The sequence below is a fragment of the Variovorax sp. PAMC28562 genome, assembly GCF_014303735.1.
GTDB lineage: Bacteria > Pseudomonadota > Gammaproteobacteria > Burkholderiales > Burkholderiaceae_C > Variovorax.
This window is the reverse complement of the sequence record NZ_CP060296.1, coordinates 1,621,502-1,643,684: the sequence shown is the minus strand read 5'-3', so window position 1 is coordinate 1,643,684 and position 22,183 is coordinate 1,621,502. Positions and strand designations below refer to the sequence as shown.

At 64.2% G+C, this 22,183-nt stretch carries 20 protein-coding genes; 13 read left to right on the top strand and 7 right to left on the bottom strand.

From position 1 onward, the window contains the following. Positions 1 to 94: 94 nt before the first annotated feature. On the bottom strand, positions 95 to 700 hold the full coding sequence (locus H7F36_RS07830; RefSeq protein WP_187054136.1) for a hypothetical protein: 606 nt from the start codon (positions 698 to 700) through the stop codon (positions 95 to 97). Positions 701 to 773: 73 nt separating this feature from the next. After that, positions 774 to 1,577 carry a Crp/Fnr family transcriptional regulator gene (locus tag H7F36_RS07825; RefSeq protein WP_187054135.1) on the bottom strand — a complete coding sequence of 268 codons (804 nt, stop codon included), beginning with the start codon at positions 1,575 to 1,577 and terminating at the stop codon, positions 774 to 776. Between the two features lie 99 nt (positions 1,578 to 1,676). Here H7F36_RS07825 and H7F36_RS07820 point away from each other — a divergent pair, with 99 nt between their 5' ends. The 7 genes from H7F36_RS07820 (at position 1,677) to H7F36_RS07790 (ending at position 10,045) form a co-directional block, all read left to right on the top strand. Then, positions 1,677 to 3,683: an AMP-dependent synthetase/ligase gene (locus H7F36_RS07820; protein WP_261802530.1), complete on the top strand. Its 2,007-nt coding sequence runs from the start codon at positions 1,677 to 1,679 to the stop codon at positions 3,681 to 3,683. Then, entirely contained in the window at positions 3,680 to 4,504 is an 825-nt protein-coding gene (locus H7F36_RS07815; protein ID WP_187054133.1) for an ABC transporter ATP-binding protein, read from the top strand. The genes H7F36_RS07820 and H7F36_RS07815 overlap by 4 nt, the downstream gene beginning before the upstream one ends. 1 nt (position 4,505) lies before the next feature. Next, positions 4,506 to 5,435, top strand: a complete 930-nt coding sequence (locus tag H7F36_RS07810; protein WP_187054132.1) for a branched-chain amino acid ABC transporter permease — start codon at positions 4,506 to 4,508, stop codon at positions 5,433 to 5,435. A gap of 13 nt (positions 5,436 to 5,448) precedes the next feature. Then, positions 5,449 to 6,513, top strand: a complete 1,065-nt coding sequence (locus tag H7F36_RS07805; protein ID WP_187054131.1) for a branched-chain amino acid ABC transporter permease — start codon at positions 5,449 to 5,451, stop codon at positions 6,511 to 6,513. Between the two features lie 135 nt (positions 6,514 to 6,648). After that, positions 6,649 to 7,914: an ABC transporter substrate-binding protein gene (locus tag H7F36_RS07800; protein WP_261802622.1), complete on the top strand. Its 1,266-nt coding sequence runs from the start codon at positions 6,649 to 6,651 to the stop codon at positions 7,912 to 7,914. Positions 7,915 to 7,961: 47 nt separating this feature from the next. Further along, positions 7,962 to 8,798: an ABC transporter ATP-binding protein gene (locus tag H7F36_RS07795; RefSeq protein WP_187054129.1), complete on the top strand. Its 837-nt coding sequence runs from the start codon at positions 7,962 to 7,964 to the stop codon at positions 8,796 to 8,798. Then, a complete protein-coding gene (locus H7F36_RS07790) occupies positions 8,795 to 10,045 on the top strand; it encodes a phenylacetate--CoA ligase family protein (protein ID WP_187054128.1) in 1,251 nt (416 codons plus the stop codon). The genes H7F36_RS07795 and H7F36_RS07790 overlap by 4 nt, the downstream gene beginning before the upstream one ends. Before the next feature lie 19 nt (positions 10,046 to 10,064). Here the strand turns inward: H7F36_RS07790 and H7F36_RS07785 are convergent, their stop codons facing one another. Beyond that, positions 10,065 to 11,162: an NAD(P)/FAD-dependent oxidoreductase gene (locus H7F36_RS07785; protein WP_187054127.1), complete on the bottom strand. Its 1,098-nt coding sequence runs from the start codon at positions 11,160 to 11,162 to the stop codon at positions 10,065 to 10,067. Between the two features lie 30 nt (positions 11,163 to 11,192). Next, complete coding sequence (locus H7F36_RS07780) at positions 11,193 to 11,684, bottom strand: thiol-disulfide oxidoreductase DCC family protein (RefSeq protein ID WP_187054126.1); 492 nt, start codon at positions 11,682 to 11,684, stop codon at positions 11,193 to 11,195. Positions 11,685 to 11,849: 165 nt separating this feature from the next. Here H7F36_RS07780 and H7F36_RS07775 point away from each other — a divergent pair, with 165 nt between their 5' ends. After that, the gene (locus H7F36_RS07775) at positions 11,850 to 12,800 is read left to right on the top strand and encodes a MerR family transcriptional regulator (RefSeq protein ID WP_187054125.1); all 951 of its coding nucleotides are present in this window, start codon (positions 11,850 to 11,852) and stop codon (positions 12,798 to 12,800) included. A 68-nt stretch (positions 12,801 to 12,868) separates the two neighbouring features. Next, entirely contained in the window at positions 12,869 to 13,843 is a 975-nt protein-coding gene (locus H7F36_RS07770) for a tripartite tricarboxylate transporter substrate-binding protein (protein WP_187054124.1), read from the top strand. Positions 13,844 to 13,872: 29 nt separating this feature from the next. Here the strand turns inward: H7F36_RS07770 and H7F36_RS07765 are convergent, their stop codons facing one another. Continuing rightward, positions 13,873 to 15,966: a PQQ-dependent dehydrogenase, methanol/ethanol family gene (locus H7F36_RS07765; protein ID WP_187054123.1), complete on the bottom strand. Its 2,094-nt coding sequence runs from the start codon at positions 15,964 to 15,966 to the stop codon at positions 13,873 to 13,875. Positions 15,967 to 16,074: 108 nt separating this feature from the next. Here H7F36_RS07765 and H7F36_RS07760 point away from each other — a divergent pair, with 108 nt between their 5' ends. The 4 genes from H7F36_RS07760 (at position 16,075) to H7F36_RS07745 (ending at position 20,575) form a co-directional block, all read left to right on the top strand. Next, a complete protein-coding gene (locus H7F36_RS07760; RefSeq protein ID WP_187054122.1) occupies positions 16,075 to 17,391 on the top strand; it encodes a helix-turn-helix domain-containing protein in 1,317 nt (438 codons plus the stop codon). Positions 17,392 to 17,464: 73 nt separating this feature from the next. Continuing rightward, a complete protein-coding gene (locus tag H7F36_RS07755) occupies positions 17,465 to 18,484 on the top strand; it encodes a thiamine pyrophosphate-dependent dehydrogenase E1 component subunit alpha (RefSeq protein WP_410003071.1) in 1,020 nt (339 codons plus the stop codon). After that, a complete protein-coding gene (locus H7F36_RS07750; RefSeq protein WP_187054121.1) occupies positions 18,475 to 19,446 on the top strand; it encodes an alpha-ketoacid dehydrogenase subunit beta in 972 nt (323 codons plus the stop codon). The genes H7F36_RS07755 and H7F36_RS07750 overlap by 10 nt, the downstream gene beginning before the upstream one ends. A gap of 106 nt (positions 19,447 to 19,552) precedes the next feature. After that, entirely contained in the window at positions 19,553 to 20,575 is a 1,023-nt protein-coding gene (locus H7F36_RS07745; RefSeq protein WP_187054120.1) for a Bug family tripartite tricarboxylate transporter substrate binding protein, read from the top strand. Here the strand turns inward: H7F36_RS07745 and H7F36_RS07740 are convergent, their stop codons facing one another. Together H7F36_RS07740 and H7F36_RS07735 are read right to left on the bottom strand one after the other, a co-directional pair. Continuing rightward, positions 20,576 to 20,914, bottom strand: a complete 339-nt coding sequence (locus H7F36_RS07740; RefSeq protein WP_261802528.1) for a DUF1840 domain-containing protein — start codon at positions 20,912 to 20,914, stop codon at positions 20,576 to 20,578. Beyond that, entirely contained in the window at positions 20,911 to 22,179 is a 1,269-nt protein-coding gene (locus tag H7F36_RS07735) for a class I SAM-dependent methyltransferase (RefSeq protein ID WP_187054119.1), read from the bottom strand. The genes H7F36_RS07740 and H7F36_RS07735 overlap by 4 nt, the downstream gene beginning before the upstream one ends. Positions 22,180 to 22,183 lie beyond the last annotated feature (4 nt).

The window sequence follows — 22,183 nt, the reverse complement described above, 5'->3', positions numbered from 1 at the left end:
GCGCCATCATCGCGCGACTCATCGGAAACACTGCGTGACAAAGTCGACGCGACGGTGAAATTAGACGCCCAGCCGACGGCCGGTCAAGCGCGGGTCAGCCGCCGACAAGCGCCTGGTAAGCCTTGCGCGTGGCCGGCGCGACCGAATCGAGCGCCAGCGCATACGAGGTCTGGTGCCGTGCCAGTAACCGCGCCGAGGCCACCGACTTCGAGCGACAAAACCAGTGGCAGGTGTGCTGCATCAAGAACAGTTCCGCCGACATCGTGAAGGCCTTGCGCTTGGGCGTCTGGCCGAGCGCGTTGCTGGCCGCGTCGGCAATGCCCTGCGCGTGAATGGCAAAGGCCTTGCGTGCATCGAAGGTCGCGTTGGGGAAAAGCCGGTCGGCCAATGGCAGCGCGAGCGGCAGCTTGCTCGTACGGGTTTGCGCCTCGTCGATGCGCCCGAAGCCGGCGGCAAAACGGCCGAACTGATCGGCCAGCGCGGCCTCGGCTGTATTCAACATGCTCCAGATCTGATCGCGACGCTCGGCATCGTCTTCGGCGAGGCATCGCATGTAGCCCTCGGTGAGGTTCTCCATCAGCTTTTCGATCTGGTACTTGCCGAGCTGGCCGCCCAGGAGGGCGATGCGGCGGGCCTGTTCTTTCGATTTGAGGACCCAGGCGGTGACGGCGATCAGGATCACCAGGACAAGAATTTCCATGAGTGCAGCGGGCAAAAAGCGAAGACGCGCAAGGCGGGATTGCAGTGTAGTGAGCGTGGGCTGACGACGGGGATCAGCGGGCTTTGGGCGGCATCGGGTGAATCGCATGGGTTGGACTGACCGGCTTTGCCGTCTTCACTGGCCAGCGCGTCCCTGGCAGGCCGCCCGCGCGCAGCGCAACCAGATCGGTCACCCGCACACCGCCGTACTCGACCCGAATGGCGCCCTGCCCTTCCAGCGTTCGCAGCGCCTCGTTCACCCGCTGGCGCGACAGGCCGATCAGGTACGCCAACTCTTGTTGCGTGATGCGCAGCAGCTCGCCGACACCGGGGAACAGCACCGGGTTGAACAGCGCGGCCAGGTTGCGGGCGACGCGGGCGTCGGGGTTGTTCAGGCGGTCGGCTTCGCGCGCGGCGATGAACTGGGCCAGCCGCTCGTTGAGCTGGTTCATCACGAAGCGGTTGAAGCCGATCGAGTGGTCGAGCAGCCAGTGGAACTCGTCGATCGGCAGGCCGGCGACGAGGCTGCGTCGCAGCGCCTGGATGTTGTAGCGGTACGGCTCGCGCTTCATCACGGTGCCTTCGCCGAACCAGCCGCCGGGCGGCAGTCCGCTGTAAGTCATCGAGGTGCCGTCGGCGTTGTCGTTGCTCATCTTGAGCAGCCCCTCGACCACGCCGAACCAATAGGTCGGCGAGCGGCCGACGCGGCACACCAATTCGCCGGCATCGGCATCGCCGACCACCACGGCGGCTTCGGCACGCTTTCGCTCGGCCGGCGTGAGCGTGTGCAGCCACGGAATATTGTCGAGCTCGTGCGGGTGCGCGGCGCGAACCGTGTCGCGAATCGAGCCGCTGCTGGCGGTGTTGCCGATCGTCATGGGCTGGGCTTCATCGGGAAAGTCCGGGGAGTACTGTCCCTTAGATTGTCGTTGGAACGACAAGCCGGCGTCAAAGTGGCGCCTACGATCCGGCCCACTGTGCCGACCCTTTCCACCGCTTCGCTGCTCGCTCCGGCGTCCAAGCCACCCACCTTTCCCCGCCTGCTGCAGGCGCATGCGAAAGCGCGGCCCGACGCGCCGGCAGTGCGCGAGAAAGACCTGGGCATCTGGCAGACCTGGACCTGGCGCGAGACCGCGCAGGAGGTGCGTGAAATCGCCTGCGGCCTCGCGAGCCTCGGCTTCAAGACTTTCGATAACCTCGCTATCGTCGGCGCGAATCGGCCGCACCTGTACATGGCGGTCGTCGCGGCGCAGAGCCTGCGCGGCGTGCCGGTGCCGCTCTATCAGGACGCGGTCGCGACCGAGATGGTCTTCATGCTGAAAGACGCTTCGATCGAGTTCGTCATCGTCGAAGACCAGGAGCAAGTCGACAAGCTGCTGGAGTGCCGCGAAATCCAGCAAGGCAAGCTGGCCGCGCAACCCGACTTGCCGCAGATCCGCCACATCATCTACGACGACCCCAAAGGCCTGCGTCACTACGACCAGCCGGGGCTGATCGGCTACGAGCAACTGCGCGAATTGGGCCGTGCTTTCGACACGGCGCATCCGGGATTTTTCGACGCCGCGGTGGCGAGTGGCAATGCCGACGATGTCGGCGTGATCCTCTACACCTCGGGCACCACTGGGCGGCCCAAGGGCGTGTGCCAGACGCATGCGAGCTTCATCGCCGCAGGTCAGGGCGGCGTGGTGAGCGACAAACTCGGCCCCGGCGACAACATCATGAGTTACCTGCCGATGGCGTGGGTCGGCGACCATCTTTTTTCGGTGGCGCAATGGCTGGTCGGCGGCTTCACGCTGAACTGCCCCGAGTCGGCGGCCACGGTGATGAACGACATGCGCGAGATCGGGCCGAGCTATTACTTCGGCCCGCCGCGTACGTTCGAAGGCTTGCTCACCGCCGTGTCGATCCGCATGGAAGACGCGGCCGCGCCCAAGCGATGGCTGTATGCCAAGTTCATGGCGCTGGCGCAACGCGTCGGTGCCGACATCCTCAACGGCGCGCCGGTCAGTGCGACGGACCGCGCGCTGTACGCGGTCGGTAACCTGATGGTCTACGGGCCGCTGCGCAACGTGCTGGGCATGAGCCGCATCCGCGTGGCGTACACCGCGGGCGCCGCCATCGGGCCCGACCTGTTTCGTTTCTATCGCTCTATCGGCGTCAACCTGAAGCAGTTCTACGGCCAGACCGAAACCTGCGCGTACGTGTGCATGCAGCAGGACGGCAAGGTCAAGCTTCAGACCGTCGGCACTGCGGCGCCTGGGATGGAGCTGCGCATTGCCGACAACGGCGAAGTGCTGGTGCGCGGCGTGTCGGTACTGCAGGGCTACTACAAGCGGCCCGACGCGACAGCCGAAGTGCTCGATGCCGATGGCTACTTTCACACCGGCGATGCCGGCGTGCTCGACAGCGAAGGCCACCTGCGCATCATCGATCGCGCCAAGGATGTGGGTCGTATGGCCGGTGGCGCGATGTTCGCGCCCAACTACATCGAGAACAAGCTCAAGTTCTTTCCGCAGATCAAGGAAGCGGTGTGCTTCGGCGATGCGCGCGACACCGTGTGCGCCTTCATCAACATCGACTACGAAGCGGTCGGCAACTGGGCTGAACGACGCGGCCTGGCGTATGCCGGCTACGTGGATCTGGCCGGCAAGCCCGAGGTGCTGACGCTCATCGCCGAATGCACGGCCAAGGTGAACGCAGACCTCGCATCCGAGCCCGGCATGGCCGACACGCAGATCGCGCGCTTCCTGGTGCTGCACAAGGAACTCGACCCCGACGACGACGAAATGACTCGCACCCGCAAGGTGCGGCGCAGCTTCATCGCCGAGAAGTACGCGGTGCTGATCGAGGCGCTCTACACGGGCAAGACAGAGCAGTTCATCGAGACGCAAGTGAAGTTTGAAGATGGCCGCACCGGATCGGTCAGCGCGACTCTGCAGATCGTCGATGCGAAGCGCTTCGCTGAAGTGAAGGCGGCCGCATGAGCGCCGCGCCGGGCCGCCCCGGGCAAGCAAATAGAAAAGTCGGCGAGGTCATCCTCGACGTGCAGAACATCTCGCTCAGCTTCGGTGGCGTGAAGGCGTTGACGGACATCAGCTTCGATGTGCGCGAGCACGAGGTGCGCGCCATCATCGGGCCGAACGGCGCGGGCAAGAGCTCGATGCTCAACTGCATCAACGGCGTGTACCAGCCGCAGCAAGGCTCCATCACCTTCCGCGGCCAGACCTTCACGCACATGAACTCGCGCCAGGTAGCCGAAATGGGCGTGGCACGCACCTTCCAGAATCTGGCGCTCTTCAAGGGCATGAGCGCGCTCGACAACATCATGACGGGCCGCAACCTGAAGATGAAGAGCAGCCTGCTCGCGCAAGCCTTTCGCAATCCGTTCGGCTGGGGATCGGCCGAACGCGAAGAGCTGGAGCAGCGCGAATTCGTCGAACGCATCATCGACTTCCTGGAGATCCAGCCGTTTCGCAAAACGCCGGTGGGGCAGCTGCCCTACGGCTTGCAGAAGCGCGTCGACCTCGGCCGCGCGCTGGCGATGGAGCCGCAGGTGCTGTTGCTCGACGAGCCGATGGCCGGCATGAACGTGGAAGAAAAGCAGGACATGAGCCGCTTCATCCTCGACGTCAACGACGAGTTCGGCACCACCATCGTGCTGATCGAGCACGACATGGGCGTGGTGATGGACATCAGCGACCGCCTGGTGGTGCTCGACTACGGCAAGAAGATCGGCGACGGTACGCCGGACGAAGTGCGCAACAACGAAGACGTGATCCGGGCGTACCTGGGCGTGGAACATTGACATGGGCTTTTTTCTTGAGACCCTGTTCGGCGGCCTGATGGTCGGCATGCTCTACGCCCTGGTCGCGCTGGGCTTCGTACTGATCTTCAAGGCGTCCGGCGTCTTCAACTTCGCGCAGGGTGCGATGGTGTTGTTCGCGGCGCTGGCGATGGCACGGTTCTCCGAATGGTTCCCGCTGTGGTTCGGCTTCAGCAGCCTGGTACTGGCCAACATCCTGGCGTTCATCGCAGCGGCCCTGTGCATGGTCGGCGTCGCCTGGCTGGTCGAGCGCTTCGCGTTGCGGCGGCTGGTCAACCAGGAGGGCATCACCCTGCTGATGGCGACGCTCGGAATCGGCAACGTGCTCGACGGCGCAGGCCAGCTGATCTTCGGCAGTGCGACTTACAAGATCGACGTCGGCATGCCGAAAGATCCGCTGCTGGTTCTGGAGAACATCTTCGAAGGCGGCTTGCTGTTGAACAAGGAAGACATGTACTCGGCGGTCGCTGCGGCAACGCTGGTCATTCTGCTGACCCTGTTTTTCCAGAAGACGCGCACCGGTCGCGCGCTGCGCGCCGTGGCCGACGACCATCAGGCGGCGCAGTCGATCGGCATTCCACTCGGCCGAATCTGGGTCATCGTGTGGTCGGTCGGCGGCATCGTCGCGCTGGTCGCAGGCGTGATCTGGGGCAGCAAGCTCGGCGTGCAGTACTCGATTTCGCTGGTCGCGCTGAAGGCGTTTCCGGTGGTGATTCTCGGTGGCCTCACCTCGGTACCCGGCGCCATCATCGGCGGGCTGATCATCGGCGTCGGCGAGAAGCTTTCAGAGATCTATCTGGGCTCGTACCTCGGCGGCGGCATCGAAAACTGGTTCGCTTATGTGCTGGCGCTCGCAGTTCTGTTGATCCGCCCGCAAGGTCTGTTCGGCGACAAGATCATCGACCGCGTCTGACGAAACCGCCACTATGTTCTACAGAGAAAACGGTCAATTCAAGAGCAGCTACCGGGCCGACCTGGCGCTGTTCCCGATCGCGCAAGACCGCTGGGCGATGCTGGCGCTGGCGGTCATCGCGTTCGTCGTGGTGCCGCTCACGGTGAGCGACTACAGCTTTCGCGCGGTGCTGATCCCTTTTCTGATCCTCGCGCTGGCGGCCATCGGGCTCAACATCCTGGTCGGGTATTGCGGGCAGATCTCGCTCGGCACGGGCGCCTTCATGGCGATTGGCGCGTACGCGGCCTTCAACCTGCAGGCGCGCGTCGAGGGCATGCCGCTGTTGATCGCTATCCTCGGCGGCGGGCTGGCCGCCACGGTGCTGGGCGTGCTCTTCGGCATACCGAGCCTGCGCATCCGCGGGCTGTACCTGGCGGTCGCGACGCTGGCCGCGCAGTTCTTCATCGACTGGTTCACCAACCGGGTGAAGTGGGTCACCAACGACTCGTCTTCCGGCTCGGTCAGCGTGCGTACCCTGCAGATGCTGGGCTTCGAGTTCAACACGCCGGTACAAAAGTATTTGCTGTGTCTCGGCTTCGTCGTGGTGTTCGGCCTGCTGGCCAAGAACCTGGTGCGCGGCGCCATCGGCCGCGAGTGGATGGCAATGCGCGACATGGACGTGGCCGCGGCCGTTATCGGCATTCGCCCGGTGTACGCCAAGCTCACTGCGTTTGCGGTCAGCAGCTTCATCGTCGGCGTGGCCGGTGCGCTGTGGGGCTTCGTGCATCTGGGTGCATGGGAGCCGGCGGCCTTTGGCATCGACAAGTCGTTCCAGTTGCTCTTCATGATCATCATCGGCGGGCTCGGATCGATTGCCGGCGCCTTCTTTGGCGCTGCCTTCATCGTGATGCTGCCGCTGCTCCTGAACTACGTGCCGCACTGGCTCGGCTTGTCGATATCGACCGCTACGGCGTCGCATCTGGAGCACATGATTTTCGGCGCACTGATCGTTTTCTTCTTGATCGTCGAGCCGCACGGACTGGCGCGGCTGTGGTCGACGGCGCGACAGAAGCTGCGGCTGTGGCCCTTCCCGCATTGACCGCACTGAACCCGCTCACTCACCGTTTTCAACGTCGTTCCAACCCTGCACTTTGATGTGCTCAATAAAAGGAGACAAGCCATGAGATTGATGAACTTCGCTCGCACCGCGGCCTTCGCCGTCGCGGGACTTTCGATGGTCGCCGCGACTTCGATCGCGCAGGCGCAGACTGCCGAACAGTTCGTGCCGCTGCTGGTGTACCGCACCGGTCAGTTCGCTCCCCTGGGCATCCCGTGGGCCGACGGCAAGCAGGACTACTTGAAGCTCGTCAATGCGCGTGATGGTGGCGTCAACGGCGTCAAGCTCACGTATGAAGAATGCGAGACGGCGTACGACGCGGCCAAGGGCGTGGAGTGCTACGAGCGCCTGAAGGGCAAGGGCACCGGCGCGTCGGGCTTCGATCCGCAATCGACCGGCATCACCTTCGCCGTCACCGACAAGGCCTACGCAGACAAGGTGGCGATCGAGACGCCCGGGTACGGCCTGTCGCAGTCGGTCGACGGCACGGTGTTCGAGTGGAACTTTCCGTTGCTCGGCACCTACTGGACTGCTGCCGACGTGATGATCCAGGACATCGCCAAGAAAGAAAAAGGCAACCTCAAGGGCAAGAAGATCGCGCTGGTCTATCACGACTCGCCTTACGGCAAGGAGCCGATCCCGCTGCTGCAAAAGCGCGCCGCAGCCGAAGGCTTCGAGCTCTCGCTGTTCCCGGTCACGCCGCCCGGCGTCGAGCAAAAGTCGGTCTGGCTGCAGATTCGCCAGCAGAAGCCCGACTACGTGTTGTTCTGGTCGGCCGGCGTAATGACGCCTGCCGGCATCCGTGAAGCACAGGCCAGCGGCTTCCCGCGCGAGAAGATGTACGCGATCTGGTGGGCCGGCTCCGATCACGACGTGAAGGACATCGGCGCCGGTGCCAAGGGCTACAACGCCATCACCATCCACAACAGCGCAGCCAAGGACAAGGTGCAGGACGACCTCAGGAAGTTCGTCTACGACAAGGGTCAGGGCACCGGTGCGGCAGACGGCGTCGGCACGCTGGCGCACACGCGCGGCATGATGATCTCGATGCTGCAGGTCGAGGCCATTCGCGCCGCGCAGGAAAAGTACGGCAAGGGAAAGGCGTTGACGTCGGAGCAGGTGCGCTGGGGTTATGAAAACCTCGACCTCACGGCCGACAAGCTGAAGGCGCTGGGCTTCGGCGAAATCATGCGGCCGGTCAAGACATCCTGCAGCAACCACATGGGCACCGACTGGGCGCGCATCGTGACGTGGGACGGCAGCAAGTGGGAGAACAAGTCCGACTGGTACCAGTCGGACAAGAAGTTCATCGACCCGCTTGTCAAGGAGTTCTCCGAAAAGTACGCCAAGGACAAGAACGTCAAGGCGCGTTCTTGCAGCTAAGGCTGCAAGCTTCCAAGCGACAGCGAACTACCGCGTAAAGAACGCCCATGGAATCTTCAGCCACATCCATTGCACCGACGGCCAAGCCGCTGCTCGAAGTCAACGGCATCGAGGTGATCTACAACCACGTGATCCTCGTGCTGAAGGGTGTGTCGCTGAAGGTGCCCGAGGGCGGGATCGTGGCGCTGCTCGGCGGCAACGGTGCCGGCAAGACGACCACGTTGCGGGCGGTGAGCAATCTGCTGCTAGCCGAGCGCGGCGCGGTGACCAAGGGCACCATCGAGCTGCGCGGCGAGCGCATCGAAGCGCTGACACCCTCGGCCCTGGTCAAGCGCGGGCTGGTGCAGGTCATGGAAGGCCGGCACTGCTTCGCGCACCTGACCATCGAAGAGAACCTGATGACGGGTGCCTACACGCGCACCGACGGCAAGGCCGCCATAGCGCAGACGCTCGAGAAGGTCTACACGTATTTTCCGCGCCTGAAAACGCGCCGCTCTTCGCAGGCCGCATACACATCGGGCGGTGAACAACAGATGTGCGCCATCGGCCGCGCGCTGATGGCCGCACCGAACATGGTGCTGCTCGACGAACCGTCGATGGGCCTCGCGCCGCAGATCGTCGACGAGGTGTTCGGCATTGTCAAAGACCTGAACGAAAAAGAGCGCGTGACCTTTTTGCTCGCCGAACAGAACACCAACATGGCACTGCGCTACGCCGATTACGGCTACATCCTGGAAAACGGCCGCATCGTCATGGACGGCGAGGCGAAGAGCCTGCGCGAGAACGAAGACGTCAAGGAGTTCTACCTCGGCGTCGGTGGCGCAGACCGCAAGAGCTTTCGCGACGTGAAGAGCTACAAGCGCAGAAAGCGGTGGTTGGCATGACGACAGATTTTTACGACGCGCTCGAAGTGCGCGACCCGGCCGAACGCGAGCGCGACTTGCTCGCCGCATTGCCCAAACAGATCATGCAGGCGCAGACTGCAGCGCCGGCCTTCGCGAAGATTCTCGATGGCGTGAAGCCGGCCGACATCACGTCGCGCGAAGCGCTGTCCCGGTTGCCGGTCACACGCAAATCGGAACTGCTCGCGCTGCAGAAAGAACGACGCGCGAACGACCCGTTCGGCGGCTTCGCGGCGATCGCGCGTGGCTCGCGCATGCCGCGCGTGTTCGCGAGCCCAGGCACCATCTACGAACCCGAAGGCGAAGCGCGCGACTACTGGCGGACGGCACGCGCGCTGCACGCGGCAGGCTTTCGCAGCGGCGAGCTGGTGCACAACTGCTTTAGCTATCACATGACCCCTGCGGGCTCGATCATGGAAAGCGGCGCGCACGCGATGGGCTGCACGGTGTTTGCCGGCGGCATCGGCCAGACCGAGCAGCAGGTCGACGCGATGGTCGATCTGCAGGCCGAGGGCTACATTGGCACGCCGAGCTTCCTGAAGATCATTCTCGAGAAGGCTGCAGAGCTGAAAACGCCGCTCCCCAGACTCAAAAAAGCGCTCGTGTCGGGCGAGGCTTTTCCACCCAGCCTGCGCGACTGGATCGATGCGCACGGAGTACGCGGCACGCAGTGCTACGCAACGGCCGACCTGGGCCTGGTCGCTTACGAAACGAGCGCGCGCGAAGGCCTGGTGCTCGACGAAGGCGTGCTGGTGGAGATCGTGCGGCCCGGCACCGGTGACCCCGTGCCCGATGGCGAGGTCGGCGAGATCGTGGTGACCACCTTCAATCGAGACTACCCGCTGGTGCGCTTCGGCACCGGCGACTTGTCTTCAGTGTTGGCCGGCGATTGCCCCACCGGCCGTACCAACAAACGTATCAAGGGATGGCTCGGCCGCGCCGACCAGACCACCAAAGTGCGCGGCATGTTCGTCCACCCATCGCAAGTGGCGGACATCGCAAGCCGGTTTCCGGAAGTGCGGCGCGCACGTCTGGTGGTCGAAGGCGAGATGGGCGACGACCGCATGACGCTAAAGCTGGAGTGCGACGGCGCACCCGAAGGACTGGAAGCGCGAGTGGCGGAAACGATTCGCGAAGTCACGAAGCTGCGCGGCGCGGTCGAATGCGTAACGCCGAACAGTCTTCCGAACGATGGCAAGGTGATCGAAGACGCGCGCAGCTACAGGTAAGCCGCGCCGCCGCCGGGGTTCAATGGATCTCTTGCGTAATCCGGACCCGCGCCATCACTTGCGGGATCTCCTCGACCACGATCAGTTCCGTGTCGAGGCTGGCAGCCACTGTGTCTGCAAGCTCGTCCCCGGAACGCCAGGCCGCCTCGACCGTGCCTGCGCCGAATGAATCTCCGCAAACGCCGAGGCCGATCACCGGATCCCACCAGCATTCGGAGTGCCCCGACGATGGCTGTCCAAGTGAGGCATACAGCCAGCGATGCACGCCTACATGCTGCCACTTGCGCTGCGAATCCGGAGGCATCAACGCGGTGAGTGCAGCACGCAACATCTGCACGACGGCTTTGGGATCGTCTTCCAGATGCGCCTCGCTCCAGGCGGCCGTGGCGTGGGCTACCCAACTGGCACAGCCGACAGCGCCGTCGCGACCCGGCTTGCGGTCGTTGCGCGTCACCACTGCGAGGGGGCCGTTTTCCGGCTCGGCGGCATCCCAGGGCCAATCGACATCGTCGGTGACGGCCATCAGCGTCCAGCATGGCGTCATGGGAACGGCTGCAAGTGCGTCGGCCCAATCGTCCTTGTGTCCCGCCAATAACAGCGCGGCCTGGGCCGGCGGCATGGCCAGCATCACATGGTCGAACAATCCAGCCGACTCGCCGTCCGAAAATACGAGGCGCCAACCATCGACCCCCCGTTGCAGCCTTTGCACTTGTTGGCCCATGCGCATGGGCACGCCGCCGAGCAGGTTTCGGCAGAACGAAGGCATGTCGGGAACCGGCATGACCCGAAGTCGCATCCTCGGCTCGGGGAACGCCGCATACACGCGCTGCTGCCAAAACTCGGCTTGCCCAGCCGCCTCTGCGCGAGCGACGACCGCCCGGAAGCGCGGGCTTTGCGCACTGAACTGTTGCGCTCCATGGTCGAGATCAGTCGACCTCTCGACGCCGGAAGCGTCGGTCCATTGAACGCGTCGGGTGGCCATTCGACCGCCGACGTTGTTCGATTTCTCGAACAGCGTGACGTCGTGCCCGGCACGCAGGAGCGCCGCGGCGCAGGACGTCCCGGCTATCCCTGCCCCAATGACCGCGATGGCGGGACGAATTTTGCGGCTTGACATCGGTTTTTCCTTTTGGAGATGGAAGGTGAATCAGAGACGGCGAACTAGTGCGCCGAAGGCGCCCGAGCCGCTCTGCACCGGACGCGGTTCGCCCGCGTGCTCGTTGGTGGTGTCGACCGGGGTCGCTGAGGTCGCGGGCAATTCGGACGGCGTCTTGCGCCAGAGTGGCCGGACCGCCAGAAAGCCGCGGTAAGTGAAATCGAGCACGATGGGCATCGGACCGAACGAAACGATGTGCCCCAGCCACGCTGTGCGGGGCAGTGCTTGCCACAAGACGCCGAAGCCGCGGGCACCGTCCGCGAGCGTTCCATCGGGCCGGCGCACGTGAAAGCGTTTCAAGGCGGCAGCGCGGGTCAGGCCTGGCCCCAGATCCGTTTCTGCGCAGTTCGAAGCGTCGATCCACTGGCAGGTGTCCGCACCCGGTTGGCGGCGGTAATAGGCGATCTCGCTGGAGCAAACCGGACACGCGCCGTCGAAGTACACAACCACTTCATTTTGTGTGACAACGTTCTCTTGAGTCATATTTGCACCTGTTTTGAACACTTCTTGAATCGAATATTAGCCAAATAACCTTGTCATGTACGGTTTATGACACGCTATTTACCGCTATCTTAGAGATTAGCGATTCAAATCCACTTCATTCTTTCGCTATGATGTGTAGGCAATAGCCTCTTCAACTTCTCGACCATGCCGCTCAACACTGACCCCATCGACCCCACGCCAAATGCAAGCCTTCGAAGCGGAACGGCTGCGCGCCTGGCCGGGCTGCCGGTAGCAACACTTCGCGTTTGGGAGCGCCGCTACGACGTGGTGTCGGCATCGAAAACGTCGACCGGGCAGCGCCTTTATTCGAGCCATGACGTGTCACGTCTCAAGTTGCTTCGACAACTGACCCACAACGGGCACGCCATCGGAACGATCGCCAACCTCGAGCTCGCCGCCCTCCAGTCGCTCGGCGAAGGTGTTTCGATCGCCATCTCAGGCGCTCCGGTCGCGACTCGAAGCGTTGTCGTCGTCGGTCGCAGTGCGGCGCACAAACTCGAGTCGGTCATGGGGTACGAGTTGCGGGCGGTCTACGAAGACCTGGACCAGGCCGAGTTGCACCCGACCGCTGAAGGCAGCATCGACGTCTTGCTTGTCCGGCTCGCATCGCTGCAACCCGCATCGGTCGATCGCGTGCTGGCGCTCGCCAAGTCTCTCAACGCCGGCACGACGGCAGTCCTTTACAACTTCACCGCCGAGGGCACTGTCGAGGCGTTGCGCAAGGTCGGGGTAAGGGTCCGCCGCGAACCCGCCACCGCCCGCGATCTTTCGCAACTGATGCGAAACGAGTCCGACAACGCATTGCCCTTCAACATGGAATGGCACGCTGCGCCGCGACGGTTCAGTGACGAAAAACTGACTGAATTTGCCGAACGCCCGTCGACGATCGCATGCGAGTGCCTTCGACATGTGGCCGAGATTGCGCTGCAACTCGCCGGATTCGAACGCTACAGCGTGGATTGCGCCTCGTCGAACGCCGCCGACGCCGCATTGCACAAACATCTGACGGCAGTGGCCGGCGCCGCACGCACGTCCTTCGAGCAGGCGCTGCAAAAAGTGCTGGCGCACGAAGCGCGTGGCCGGGCACCAATCTAAGGGCTAGTCGGTATAGGTCAGGGTCTGGTCAGCCGATACCATCGGCATTTTTCATCCGGGAGACACCCATGAAGACCTTGTTTGCGATCGCCGCAATGGCACTGACCGCCGTTGCCACGCATGCCCAGACCTACCCGAACGCAAGGACGGTGACCATCGTCGTGCCGTTTGCCGCCGGAGGCCCGACCGATCGCGTGGCGCGGGACCTCGCTGAAGCCCTTGCCAAGCCGCTCGGCACCAACATCGTGGTCGACAACGTGGCGGGCGCGGGCAGTTCCATCGGCACCGCCAAGGTGGCGCGGGCCACCCCTGACGGCTACACGCTGCTGCTCAACCACATCGGCATGTCGACGATGCCTGCGCTCTACCGCAAGCTGCCGTTCAACGTCGAGACCGACTTCGATTACCTCGGCATGATCAACGAGGTGCCGATGACGCTCATAGGCAAGCCCCAGTTGCCGGCCAACAACTTTCAGGAATTGCAGACCTGGATCGGCCAGAACAAGGGAAAGATCAACCTCGGCAACGCCGGGCTGGGTGCCGCATCGCAACTCTGTGGCCTCTTGTTCCAGAGTGCGATGAAGGTCGAGATGACGCCGGTGCCCTACAAAGGCACCGCCCCTGCCATCGCGGATCTGATGGGCGGCCAGATCGACCTGCTATGCGACCAGACCACCAACACCACCGGCCAGATCACGGCAAAGACCGTCAAGGCTTATGCCGTGACCACGCCCAAGCGCCTGACGACCCCGGCGCTCAAAGGCCTGCCGACGCTCGCCGAGTCGGGCCTCAAGGATTTCGAGGTAACCATCTGGCACGGGCTCTATGCGCCCAAGGGCACCCCGCCGGAAGTGACCAAAAAGATCAACGAGGCACTGAAAGTCGCGCTCAAGGACCCCGCTTTCATCAAGCGCGAAGAAGACCTCGGCGCCGTTGTGATGGCCGACAAGCGCGTCGAGCCGGCAGACCACAAGAAGTTCGTGGCTGCCGAGATCGCCAAGTGGGGCCCGATCATCAAGGCCGCCGGCGCGTACGCCGACTAGCGTGTTGCGCGCGCCCTCAGGGTGCGCAATTACTTCGGCCGGATGGCATCGGCCGTGCCTTGAATGAACGCCTTGATTTTCTCGACGTCTTCCATCGTCAGCTTGCCGGTGAAGTCGGGCATGCCGCGTTCCATGGCAGCGCCATGGAAGACGAACTTGTCGAGGTTTTCGATGTAGCTCGAGTTCATGTAGCCGAGATTGGGAATGTTGCCGCCGCGGTCCACGCCCGGCACGCCGTGGCAGAACACGCAGTTGCTCACGTACAGGTAGGTGCCGGCCGTGACGTTGGCCGGGTCGTACTTGACGCCTTGCACCAGCTTGTCCATTCGGTACTGGACGAAGTCGGGTTTGGCCGCGTTGCCGCCCGCAGCGAAGGTGTAGACGGTGCCCGGTCCGTTGGTCTCGGTCGCGCGCTGCGCCAGGCCGTAGACACCGCCCCATCCCACCGCGATCGATACGTACTGCTTGCCGTCGACCATGTAGGTCGACGGTGCGGCGACGATCCCGGTGCCGGTCGGTGTTTCCCAGAGCTTGTCGCCGGTCTTTGCGTTGTAGGCGACCATTCGCCCGTCGGCCGTGCCCTGAAAGACGAGGTTGCCTGCCGTCGTCAGCGTGCCGCCGTTCCATGGCGAGACGTGCTCCACGCCCCACACCTCCTTCTGCGCGACCGGGTCCCAGGCGACCAGACGTCCGCTCGGCTTGCTGGTCGGTGGCTCCACATTGGCGAACTTGGCGGTGTTCCAGCCCAGTGCCGCATGCGGACGGCCGGGAGCGTTTTCATTGAACTTCCAGTCCTTGTCGTCCATCAGGTTGAGCGGGACGTGTTGCGAAGGCAAGTAGGCCAGGCCGGTCATCGGGTTGAACGACATCGGTTGCCAGTTGTGCGCGCCGAATGGGCCGGGGATCGAATCATTGGGCTTGGTGCCGTCGCGCGCCGCGGCCACGCCGATCGGTCGGCCGTCCTTGCCGTAGCCGGTTGCCCAGTTCACCTCGGTGAAATTCTTCGCTGAAATGAACTTGCCGTTGGTGCGGTCGAGCACGAAGAAGAAGCCGTTCTTGGGCGCGTGCAGGATCACCTTGCGCGGCTTGTTGTCGATCTTGATGTCGGCCAGGATCATCGGCTGCGTCGAGGTGTAGTCCCAGTTGTCGCCGGGCGTTTCCTGGTAGTGCCACACGTACTTGCCGGTGTCCGGATTGAGCGCGACGATCGACGCCAGGTACAGGTTGTCGCCGCCACCCGGACTGCGCGCCTTGTGCGACCACGGCGAGCCGTTGCCGGTGCCGACGTACATGAGGTTGAGTTCGGGGTCGTAGGTGATCGAATCCCACGCGGTGCCACCGCCGCCCGCTTTCCAGTATTCGCCCGAAGGGTCCCAGGTCTTGGCCGCCTTGGCCATCGACGCGTCTTCGAACGGTTTCGACGGATCGCCCGGCACGATGAACCAGCGCCACTTCTGGTCGCCGGTGCCAGCGTCGTAAGCGGTGACGTAGCCGCGCACGCCGTACTCGGCGCCGCCGTTGCCGATGACGACCTTGCCTTTGAACACGCGCGGCGCGCCGGTGATGGTGTACGACTTGCTGTGGTCGACGATGGTGTCCTTCTCCCACACCGTCTTGCCCGTTGCCGCATCGAGCGCGATGAGGCGACCGTCGTAAGACGCAACGTAGACCTTGCCCTGCCACAGCGCGACGCCGCGATTCACCACGTCGCAGCAGCCCTTGTAACCTTTCGCCTTATCGACCTTGGGGTCGTAAGTCCACAACGCCTTGCCGGTGCGCACGTCGATCGCGTGCACCACGCTCCAAGACGCGGTGACGTACATGACGCCATCGACCACCAGCGGCGTGGCCTCGACACCGCGCGTCGATTGCAGGTCGTACGACCAGACCAGCCCCAGGTCCTTCACGTTGCCGGCATTGACCTGGTCGAGCTTGCTGAAGCGCGTCTCGGCGTAGTCGAGGCCGTAGCTCGGCCAGTCGGGCGTTTTGGCGGCATTGGCGCGCATGAAGGCAGCGTCGACCTTCGACGGCGGCTTGGCCGGTGGTCTGCTCTGCGCTATGGCGGCAGCGCCGGCAAGGCACAGCAGCGCACCGAGCATGCGCACGGCATGGGGGATCTTCATCGTGATGTCTCCTGTCGTTGTGACCCAGAGGATCGCGCGCACGGCGGCTTTGTTCATCTTCGGGAATTCCCTGAAGCACGACTGTTCCATTGCGGAACACATTCGGACATGCCCTTGACGACCACCAGCACCACGCGCGCGCCCTGGCAACTCTTCGCAAACACGGCCGCAGAGCGGACCGCATTGGCGCGTCGGCAGTTTTTCGAAGAAGGCGTGCGGCCCTCGGGCCTGGTCGGCGAGGCGGTGATCCAGTCGTGGATGCGCTGCAACCGCGCGCATCAAAACACGCGCCGCGCAGTGGTGTTCGATGCCGTCACGCCGAGCCGCCTGCACGCCACGCTCGGCCGCAACCGCGAGTTGCTGGCGGCCGCGCAGCTCGACCTGCACAGCATGGAAAGCGCCCTCGCCGGCACCGATTGCCGCGTGCTGTTGACCGACGCGCAAGGCGTGATCGTGCATGCGACACAACACGATGCGGCCGCGCAGCAACCCATCCTGCGACAGACCGCGCGCGTCGGCATCAACATCGCCGAGAGCGTGATCGGCACCAGCGCGCCGGGCATCGTGGCCGCCACCGGCCAGGCCTGCACGGTGAACGGTGCCGAGCACTACTACGACTGCCTCAGCACGATGCAATGCGCCGCCGCACCGATCCGCGATGTGCATGGCCATCTTGCCGGCGTGCTCGACGTCACCGCCGAATCGCGGCGCTTCGGTTTCGATGCGGCGTCGATGGTGGCGCTCTTCGCCACCACCATCGAGAACCGGCTGCTGCAGGCGCAGTCGCACGACCATCTGGTGCTGCGCTTTCAGGCCAGCCCCTCGCTCTTCGGCACGCCGCTCGAAGGGCTGGCCGGTATCGCGACGGATGGCACGGTGGCATGGATGAACACTGCCGGTGCGGGCCTGATTCAACCGCGGCATTGCGGTGGGAGTGGCCCGGGCGATGTCGAGCGATTGTTCGGACTCGACCTGCGCGCGTTGCTTCGGCTCGGGCGCAGCAAAGGGCCGCAACCGGTGCGGCTGACGAGCGGCTTGTCGGTCTGGCTTCAGGCGACATGGCAAGGGCGCGACGGCATCGACTTCAGGCATGCGACGCCTCTGCGGGCGGCACGGATCGCCGACGCCGGACGCGCGATCCAGGTCATTGAAGTTGCAGAGACAGCCGCTTCGACAACAACGATGAAGACAGCAACGACGCCGGCCGACACGCCAGTCATTCCTGCAGCCGCATCACCTTCAGAAGCAGACACGTTGCGCGGCCATAGCCGCAAGCTGATCGAAGACGCGCTCGCCGCGCACGGCGGCAACATCGCGCAGGCTGCACGCCAGTTGAAGGTATCGCGCGGCATGCTGTATCGGCGGCTGTATCGGTGGTCGCACACCGACTGCGTCGTCCCTGACACCAACACGTCAGCCGGGTAAGCCCGCTCACGACCACGCGTCACGGTCGATACGATCTGCCGGCTTGCGCAGGCGGTTCTGCGCTGGAGCCGATATGGATTTGCTGGTGTCAGACGACAAACGACGTGCGCTCTACCGCACGATGGTGCGCATTCGCGCTTTCGAGAATGCGGCGGAGATCGCCAGCCAGGGGGGCGTGAGCGCTTATGGGCAAGAGGCGGCGGGCCTCGTCAAGGTGCGCGGCCCGCTGCACTTGTCGACCGGACAAGAGGCGGTACCGGCGGGTGTCTGCGCGCACTTGAACGTGACGGACTACCTCACCTCGACGCATCGCGGCCACGGCCACACGCTGGCCAAAGGCGCCGACCTGACGCGAATGATGTGCGAGCTGTTCGGCAAGGCGACCGGCTTCAACGGCGGCAAAGGCGGCTCGATGCACATCGCCGATTTCTCGGTCGGCATGCTCGGCGCCAACGGCGTGGTGGCGGCGGGCCTGCCCATCGCTGTCGGCGCGGCGCACGCGCAAAAACTGCAGAAGCGCGATGCCATCACAGTTTGTTTTTTCGGCGATGGCGCGATCAACCGCGGCCCGTTTCTGGAGTCGCTCAACTGGGCGCGCGTCTACGGCTTGCCGGTACTGTTCGTCTGCGAAGACAACCGATGGAGCGCCACCACCGCGAGCGGTCCGATGACCGCAGGTGATGGCGCGTCAGCGCGTGCGCAATCGATGGACATCGCGGCCACGCAGGTCGACGGCAACGATGTGTTCGCGGTGCATGCGGCGGCCGCGAGGCTTGTCGCCGAAGTGCGAAGCGGCGGCGGGCCGCGCCTGCTGCACGCGCTCACCTACCGCGTCAAAGGCCACGTGTCGGTCGACCCTGCGGCCTATCGCGACCCCGCTGAACTGGCGGCGGCACTCGAGACCGACCCGATCGCCAATGCGCGCGCGCAATGCCTGAAAGCAGGCATCACCGCCTCTGCGCTGGACGGCATCGATGCCGAAGCGCATGCCGAAGTCGAAGGCGCACTCAGCGCCGCCGACGCAGCCCCATGGCCCGACCCTAGCGCCGCCTACACCGACATCCAGACCATCGGAGCCGGCCAATGGCATTGATCGAACTCAGCTATGCGGAGGCCGCGGCGCTCGCGGTGCAACACGAAATGGAAGCCGATGCCAACGTCGTCGTGATCGGCGAAGACGTCGGTCGCGGCGGCATCTTCGGCCAGTACCGGGGACTGCAGCAGCGCTTCGGACCCGACCGCGTTATCGACACGCCGATCAGCGAGGCCGCCATCATGGGCGCCGGCGTCGGAATGGCCCTCGCAGGCTTGCGGCCGGTGGTCGAAATGCGCGTGGTCGACTTCGCGCTGTGCGGCATGGACGAACTGGTCAACCAGGCAGCCAAGAACCGCTTCATGTTCGGCGGCCAAGGGCGCGTGCCGCTGGTAGCGCGCATGCCGGGCGGCATCTGGGACGCCTCCGCCGCGCAGCATTCGCAGTCGCTCGAAGCCTGGTTCACGCACCTGCCCGGCGTGGTCGTGGTGAGCCCGTCGACACCGCAAGACAACTACAGCCTGCTGCGCGCCGCGCTGCAATGCGGCGACCCGGTTGTCTACATCGAGCACAAGGCGCTGTGGGGCGCAAGGGGCCCGGTAGACGTTGCATTGGAGGTGCCGCTCGGCCAGGCCACGCGGCGGCGCAGCGGCGACACGCTGACGATGGTCAGCTGGGGCAAGCAGCTGCTGGCTTGTGCCGCCGCGTGCGACGCGCTGTCCGATCAAGGCGTGACGGTCGATCTGCTCGATCTGCGCACGCTGTGGCCGTGGGATCGCGACACCGTGCTCGCATCGTGTGCCCGAACGAAGCGCTTGCTGGTCGTGCACGAGGCGGTGCAAGCGGCCGGCTTCGGTGCCGAGATCGCAGCGTCAGCGGCAGAGGCCACCGGTTGCAAGATCGCACGGCTCGGTGCGCCACGCATTCCCGTTGGCTATTCGGCGGTGCTCGAAGCGCAGTCGCGGGTAAGCGCCGATGCGATCGTGGCCGCGGCACGCGCGCTGGCAGAGCGCAGCGCCTGAGGGGCTGAACGCATCGAAAAACGCTTCGGGGCCGCATCGCGCGAGCCCGTGAAGCAACGCCATCGCCACGGTAGCCTGTAGCGGCTTCGCCTGTGAAAATGAGCATATGACTTCATTCACCAAGATCCCCCGTCGCACCGCGCTGGCCGTGTCTGCGCTCGCATTGGCAACCGCTGCGCTGTCCACCCACTCGGCCTTTGCCCAAAGCACCTGGCCGACCAAACCGGTTCGCATCGTCGTGCCGTTCGCCGCCGGCGGCACGACCGACATCCTGGCCCGCGCGGTCGCGCCAGAACTCTCCAAAGCCTTCGGCCAGCAATTTATCGTCGACAACCGCCCCGGCGCCGGCGGCAATCTCGGCGCCGAAATCGTCGCGCGCGCACCGAACGACGGCTACACGCTGTTGATGGGCACGGTCGGAACGCACGGCATCAACCGGGCGCTCTACCCCAAGCTGCCGTTCGACCCGATCAAGGATTTCGCGCCGATCACGCTGGTCGCCGCGGTCCCGAACGTGATGGAAATGAATGCCGAAAAAGCCAAGGCCCTGAACATCAACAGCGTGGCCGACTTCATCAAATACGCCAAGGCCAATCCGGGCAAGCTCAACATGGCATCGAGCGGCAGCGGCACTTCGATCCACCTGGCCGGCGAGCTCTTCAAGAGCATGACCGGCACCTACATGATCCACATCCCGTACCGCGGCTCGGGTCCGGCGTTGATGGACATGGTGGGCGGCAGTGCAGATGTGATGTTCGACAACCTGCCCTCGTCGATGCAACAGATCAAGGGCGGCAAGCTGAAGGCGCTGGCCGTGACCAGCGCGACGCGCTCGTCGGCATTGCCCGACGTGCCGACTGTGGAAGAGGTCGGTGGCCCGCAGCTCAAGGGCTTCGAGGCCAGCTCGTGGTTCGGCCTGCTGGCGCCGGCCGGCACGTCGCCCGACATCGTCAACCGCATTCAGCAGGAAGTGGCCAAGTCACTGGCCACACCCGCCATGAAAGAGAAGATGCAGTTGCAAGGCGCGATCCCGAGTGGCGACACGCCAGCAGCGTTCACCACGCTGATCGCCAATGAGCACGTCAAATGGGCCAAGGTCGTGAAGACCAGCGGCGCCACGGTGGACTGATCAAACCTCCCAGGTAACGTCCTTGCTGTCGGCGAGCGAGTCCTTCAGCATGTGAAGCAGCGGCGAAGCGCGTTGGCTCAGGCCGACGTGCTGTGCTTCAGCGTCGGCGGCATGGCCTTCGACCGCAAAGTTGTCGTTGTTGTGCGCATTGCCGCTCTCGGTCGTCATGGCCGCCTGAAGCGCAGCGATGGCCGCCGGAATTTGCTCGACGGTCACGACGCCTTTGGGCGACGGCGTTTTGCCGATGACCTCGAACAGCTGGCGCGCGTGCACTTCGAGCATCACGAAATCGGGCGAGGCCCGGGACTTGAACCGATAAAGCATGGTCGTCTCACTCACTTGTAGATGTAATCACGGGCGAAAGGGTACACCGATTGCGCACCGCGCAAACGTCCCGTCGCCGCGTCACCGTCCGGCTTGGTCGCCAGCATCTGGTGAAGCGAAATCCATCCTTGCTCGAAACTCATTGCCGAGCCGGCCAGATAGAGGCGGTAGGCGCGCAGGATGCGCTCTGCGTTGCCAGCGCGATTGCTGGTGTGCTCCAGCACTTCGCGGGCCTCGATGAGCTTGGACTCCAGCGAGTCCGACCATGCCCAGAGCGTGCGCGCGTAGTGCGGCCGCAGGTTTTCGGTGTCGACCATTTCCAGCCCCGACGCTGCCATGTCGCGCAGCACGTGGGTGACATGCAGCAACTCACCACCCGGAAAAATATACTTCTCGATGAAGTCGCCCATGCCGGCGCCCAGCTGCTGGTAGTCGAGGCCACCGGAAGTGATGCCATGGTTCATGACCAAGCCGCCCGGCTTCAGCAACGCATGGATCTTCGCGAAGTAGGTCGGCATGTTGGCCGCGCCGACATGCTCCATCATGCCGATCGACGAGATCTTGTCGAAGGGCTGCGTCTCGTCGAGAGTGCGGTAGTCGCTCAGCTCGACGCGCACACGACTCTGCAGGCCCTTTTCCTCGATGAGCTGCTGCACGTGCGCGTGCTGGTTTTTCGATAGCGTGATGCCGGTGGCGTCGACGCCGTAGTGCTCGGCAGCCCACAGCAACAAGCCACCCCAGCCCGAGCCCACGTCCAGCAAGCGCTCACCCGGCTGAAGCATCAGCTTCTTGCAGATGTGGTCGAGCTTGGCTTCTTGCGCCTGCGCCAGTGTCATGTCGGCGGTGCGGTAGTAAGCGCACGAGTACACACGGCGCGGGTCGAGCCAGAGTGCGTAGAAGTCGTCGGAGACGTCGTAGTGAAATTCGATCTGCTTCGCGTCCTTGTGCAGCGAGTGCGAGCCACGCGACTTGGCGTGCCGCTGCAGGCGGCTCCACCAGCTGGTGTCGGATTTTTCGATCGGGTTGCTTGGCACCAACGCGACCGCGGCGTCGAACAGGTCTCGCATGGCGCCTTCGATCTGCACTTTACCTTCGACATAAGCCTCCCCGATGGAGCCTATCTGTCGGCCAGCGAGCTTGGCCAGGGCCGACCATTCGGAGAAAGCCAAGGTGACGCGAGAGCCTGGTGCGGAGACCCTCCGGCCATCGGGCAACTGCAAGGCGATCGGGACAGAAAGTGCCGCAAGCTGCGACTCGATTTTGGGAATCAGGCTTTGCATGGTC

Bases quoted from the DNA above. Each gene is read 5' to 3' on its own strand.
- H7F36_RS07830 (WP_187054136.1), bottom strand. From the start codon at position 700: ATGGAAATTCTTGTCCTGGTGATCCTGATCGCCGTCACCGCCTGGGTC.
- H7F36_RS07825 (WP_187054135.1), bottom strand. From the start codon at position 1,577: ATGACGATCGGCAACACCGCCAGCAGCGGCTCGATTCGCGACACGGTT.
- H7F36_RS07815 (WP_187054133.1), top strand. From the start codon at position 3,680: ATGAGCGCCGCGCCGGGCCGCCCCGGGCAAGCAAATAGAAAAGTCGGC.
- H7F36_RS07810 (WP_187054132.1), top strand. From the start codon at position 4,506: ATGGGCTTTTTTCTTGAGACCCTGTTCGGCGGCCTGATGGTCGGCATG.
- H7F36_RS07805 (WP_187054131.1), top strand. From the start codon at position 5,449: ATGTTCTACAGAGAAAACGGTCAATTCAAGAGCAGCTACCGGGCCGAC.
- H7F36_RS07800 (WP_261802622.1), top strand. From the start codon at position 6,649: ATGGTCGCCGCGACTTCGATCGCGCAGGCGCAGACTGCCGAACAGTTC.
- H7F36_RS07795 (WP_187054129.1), top strand. From the start codon at position 7,962: ATGGAATCTTCAGCCACATCCATTGCACCGACGGCCAAGCCGCTGCTC.
- H7F36_RS07790 (WP_187054128.1), top strand. From the start codon at position 8,795: ATGACGACAGATTTTTACGACGCGCTCGAAGTGCGCGACCCGGCCGAA.
- H7F36_RS07785 (WP_187054127.1), bottom strand. From the start codon at position 11,162: ATGTCAAGCCGCAAAATTCGTCCCGCCATCGCGGTCATTGGGGCAGGG.
- H7F36_RS07780 (WP_187054126.1), bottom strand. From the start codon at position 11,684: ATGACTCAAGAGAACGTTGTCACACAAAATGAAGTGGTTGTGTACTTC.
- H7F36_RS07775 (WP_187054125.1), top strand. From the start codon at position 11,850: ATGCCGCTCAACACTGACCCCATCGACCCCACGCCAAATGCAAGCCTT.
- H7F36_RS07770 (WP_187054124.1), top strand. From the start codon at position 12,869: ATGAAGACCTTGTTTGCGATCGCCGCAATGGCACTGACCGCCGTTGCC.
- H7F36_RS07765 (WP_187054123.1), bottom strand. From the start codon at position 15,966: ATGAAGATCCCCCATGCCGTGCGCATGCTCGGTGCGCTGCTGTGCCTT.
- H7F36_RS07760 (WP_187054122.1), top strand. From the start codon at position 16,075: ATGCCCTTGACGACCACCAGCACCACGCGCGCGCCCTGGCAACTCTTC.
- H7F36_RS07755 (WP_410003071.1), top strand. From the start codon at position 17,465: ATGGATTTGCTGGTGTCAGACGACAAACGACGTGCGCTCTACCGCACG.
- H7F36_RS07750 (WP_187054121.1), top strand. From the start codon at position 18,475: ATGGCATTGATCGAACTCAGCTATGCGGAGGCCGCGGCGCTCGCGGTG.
- H7F36_RS07745 (WP_187054120.1), top strand. From the start codon at position 19,553: ATGACTTCATTCACCAAGATCCCCCGTCGCACCGCGCTGGCCGTGTCT.
- H7F36_RS07735 (WP_187054119.1), bottom strand. From the start codon at position 22,179: ATGCAAAGCCTGATTCCCAAAATCGAGTCGCAGCTTGCGGCACTTTCT.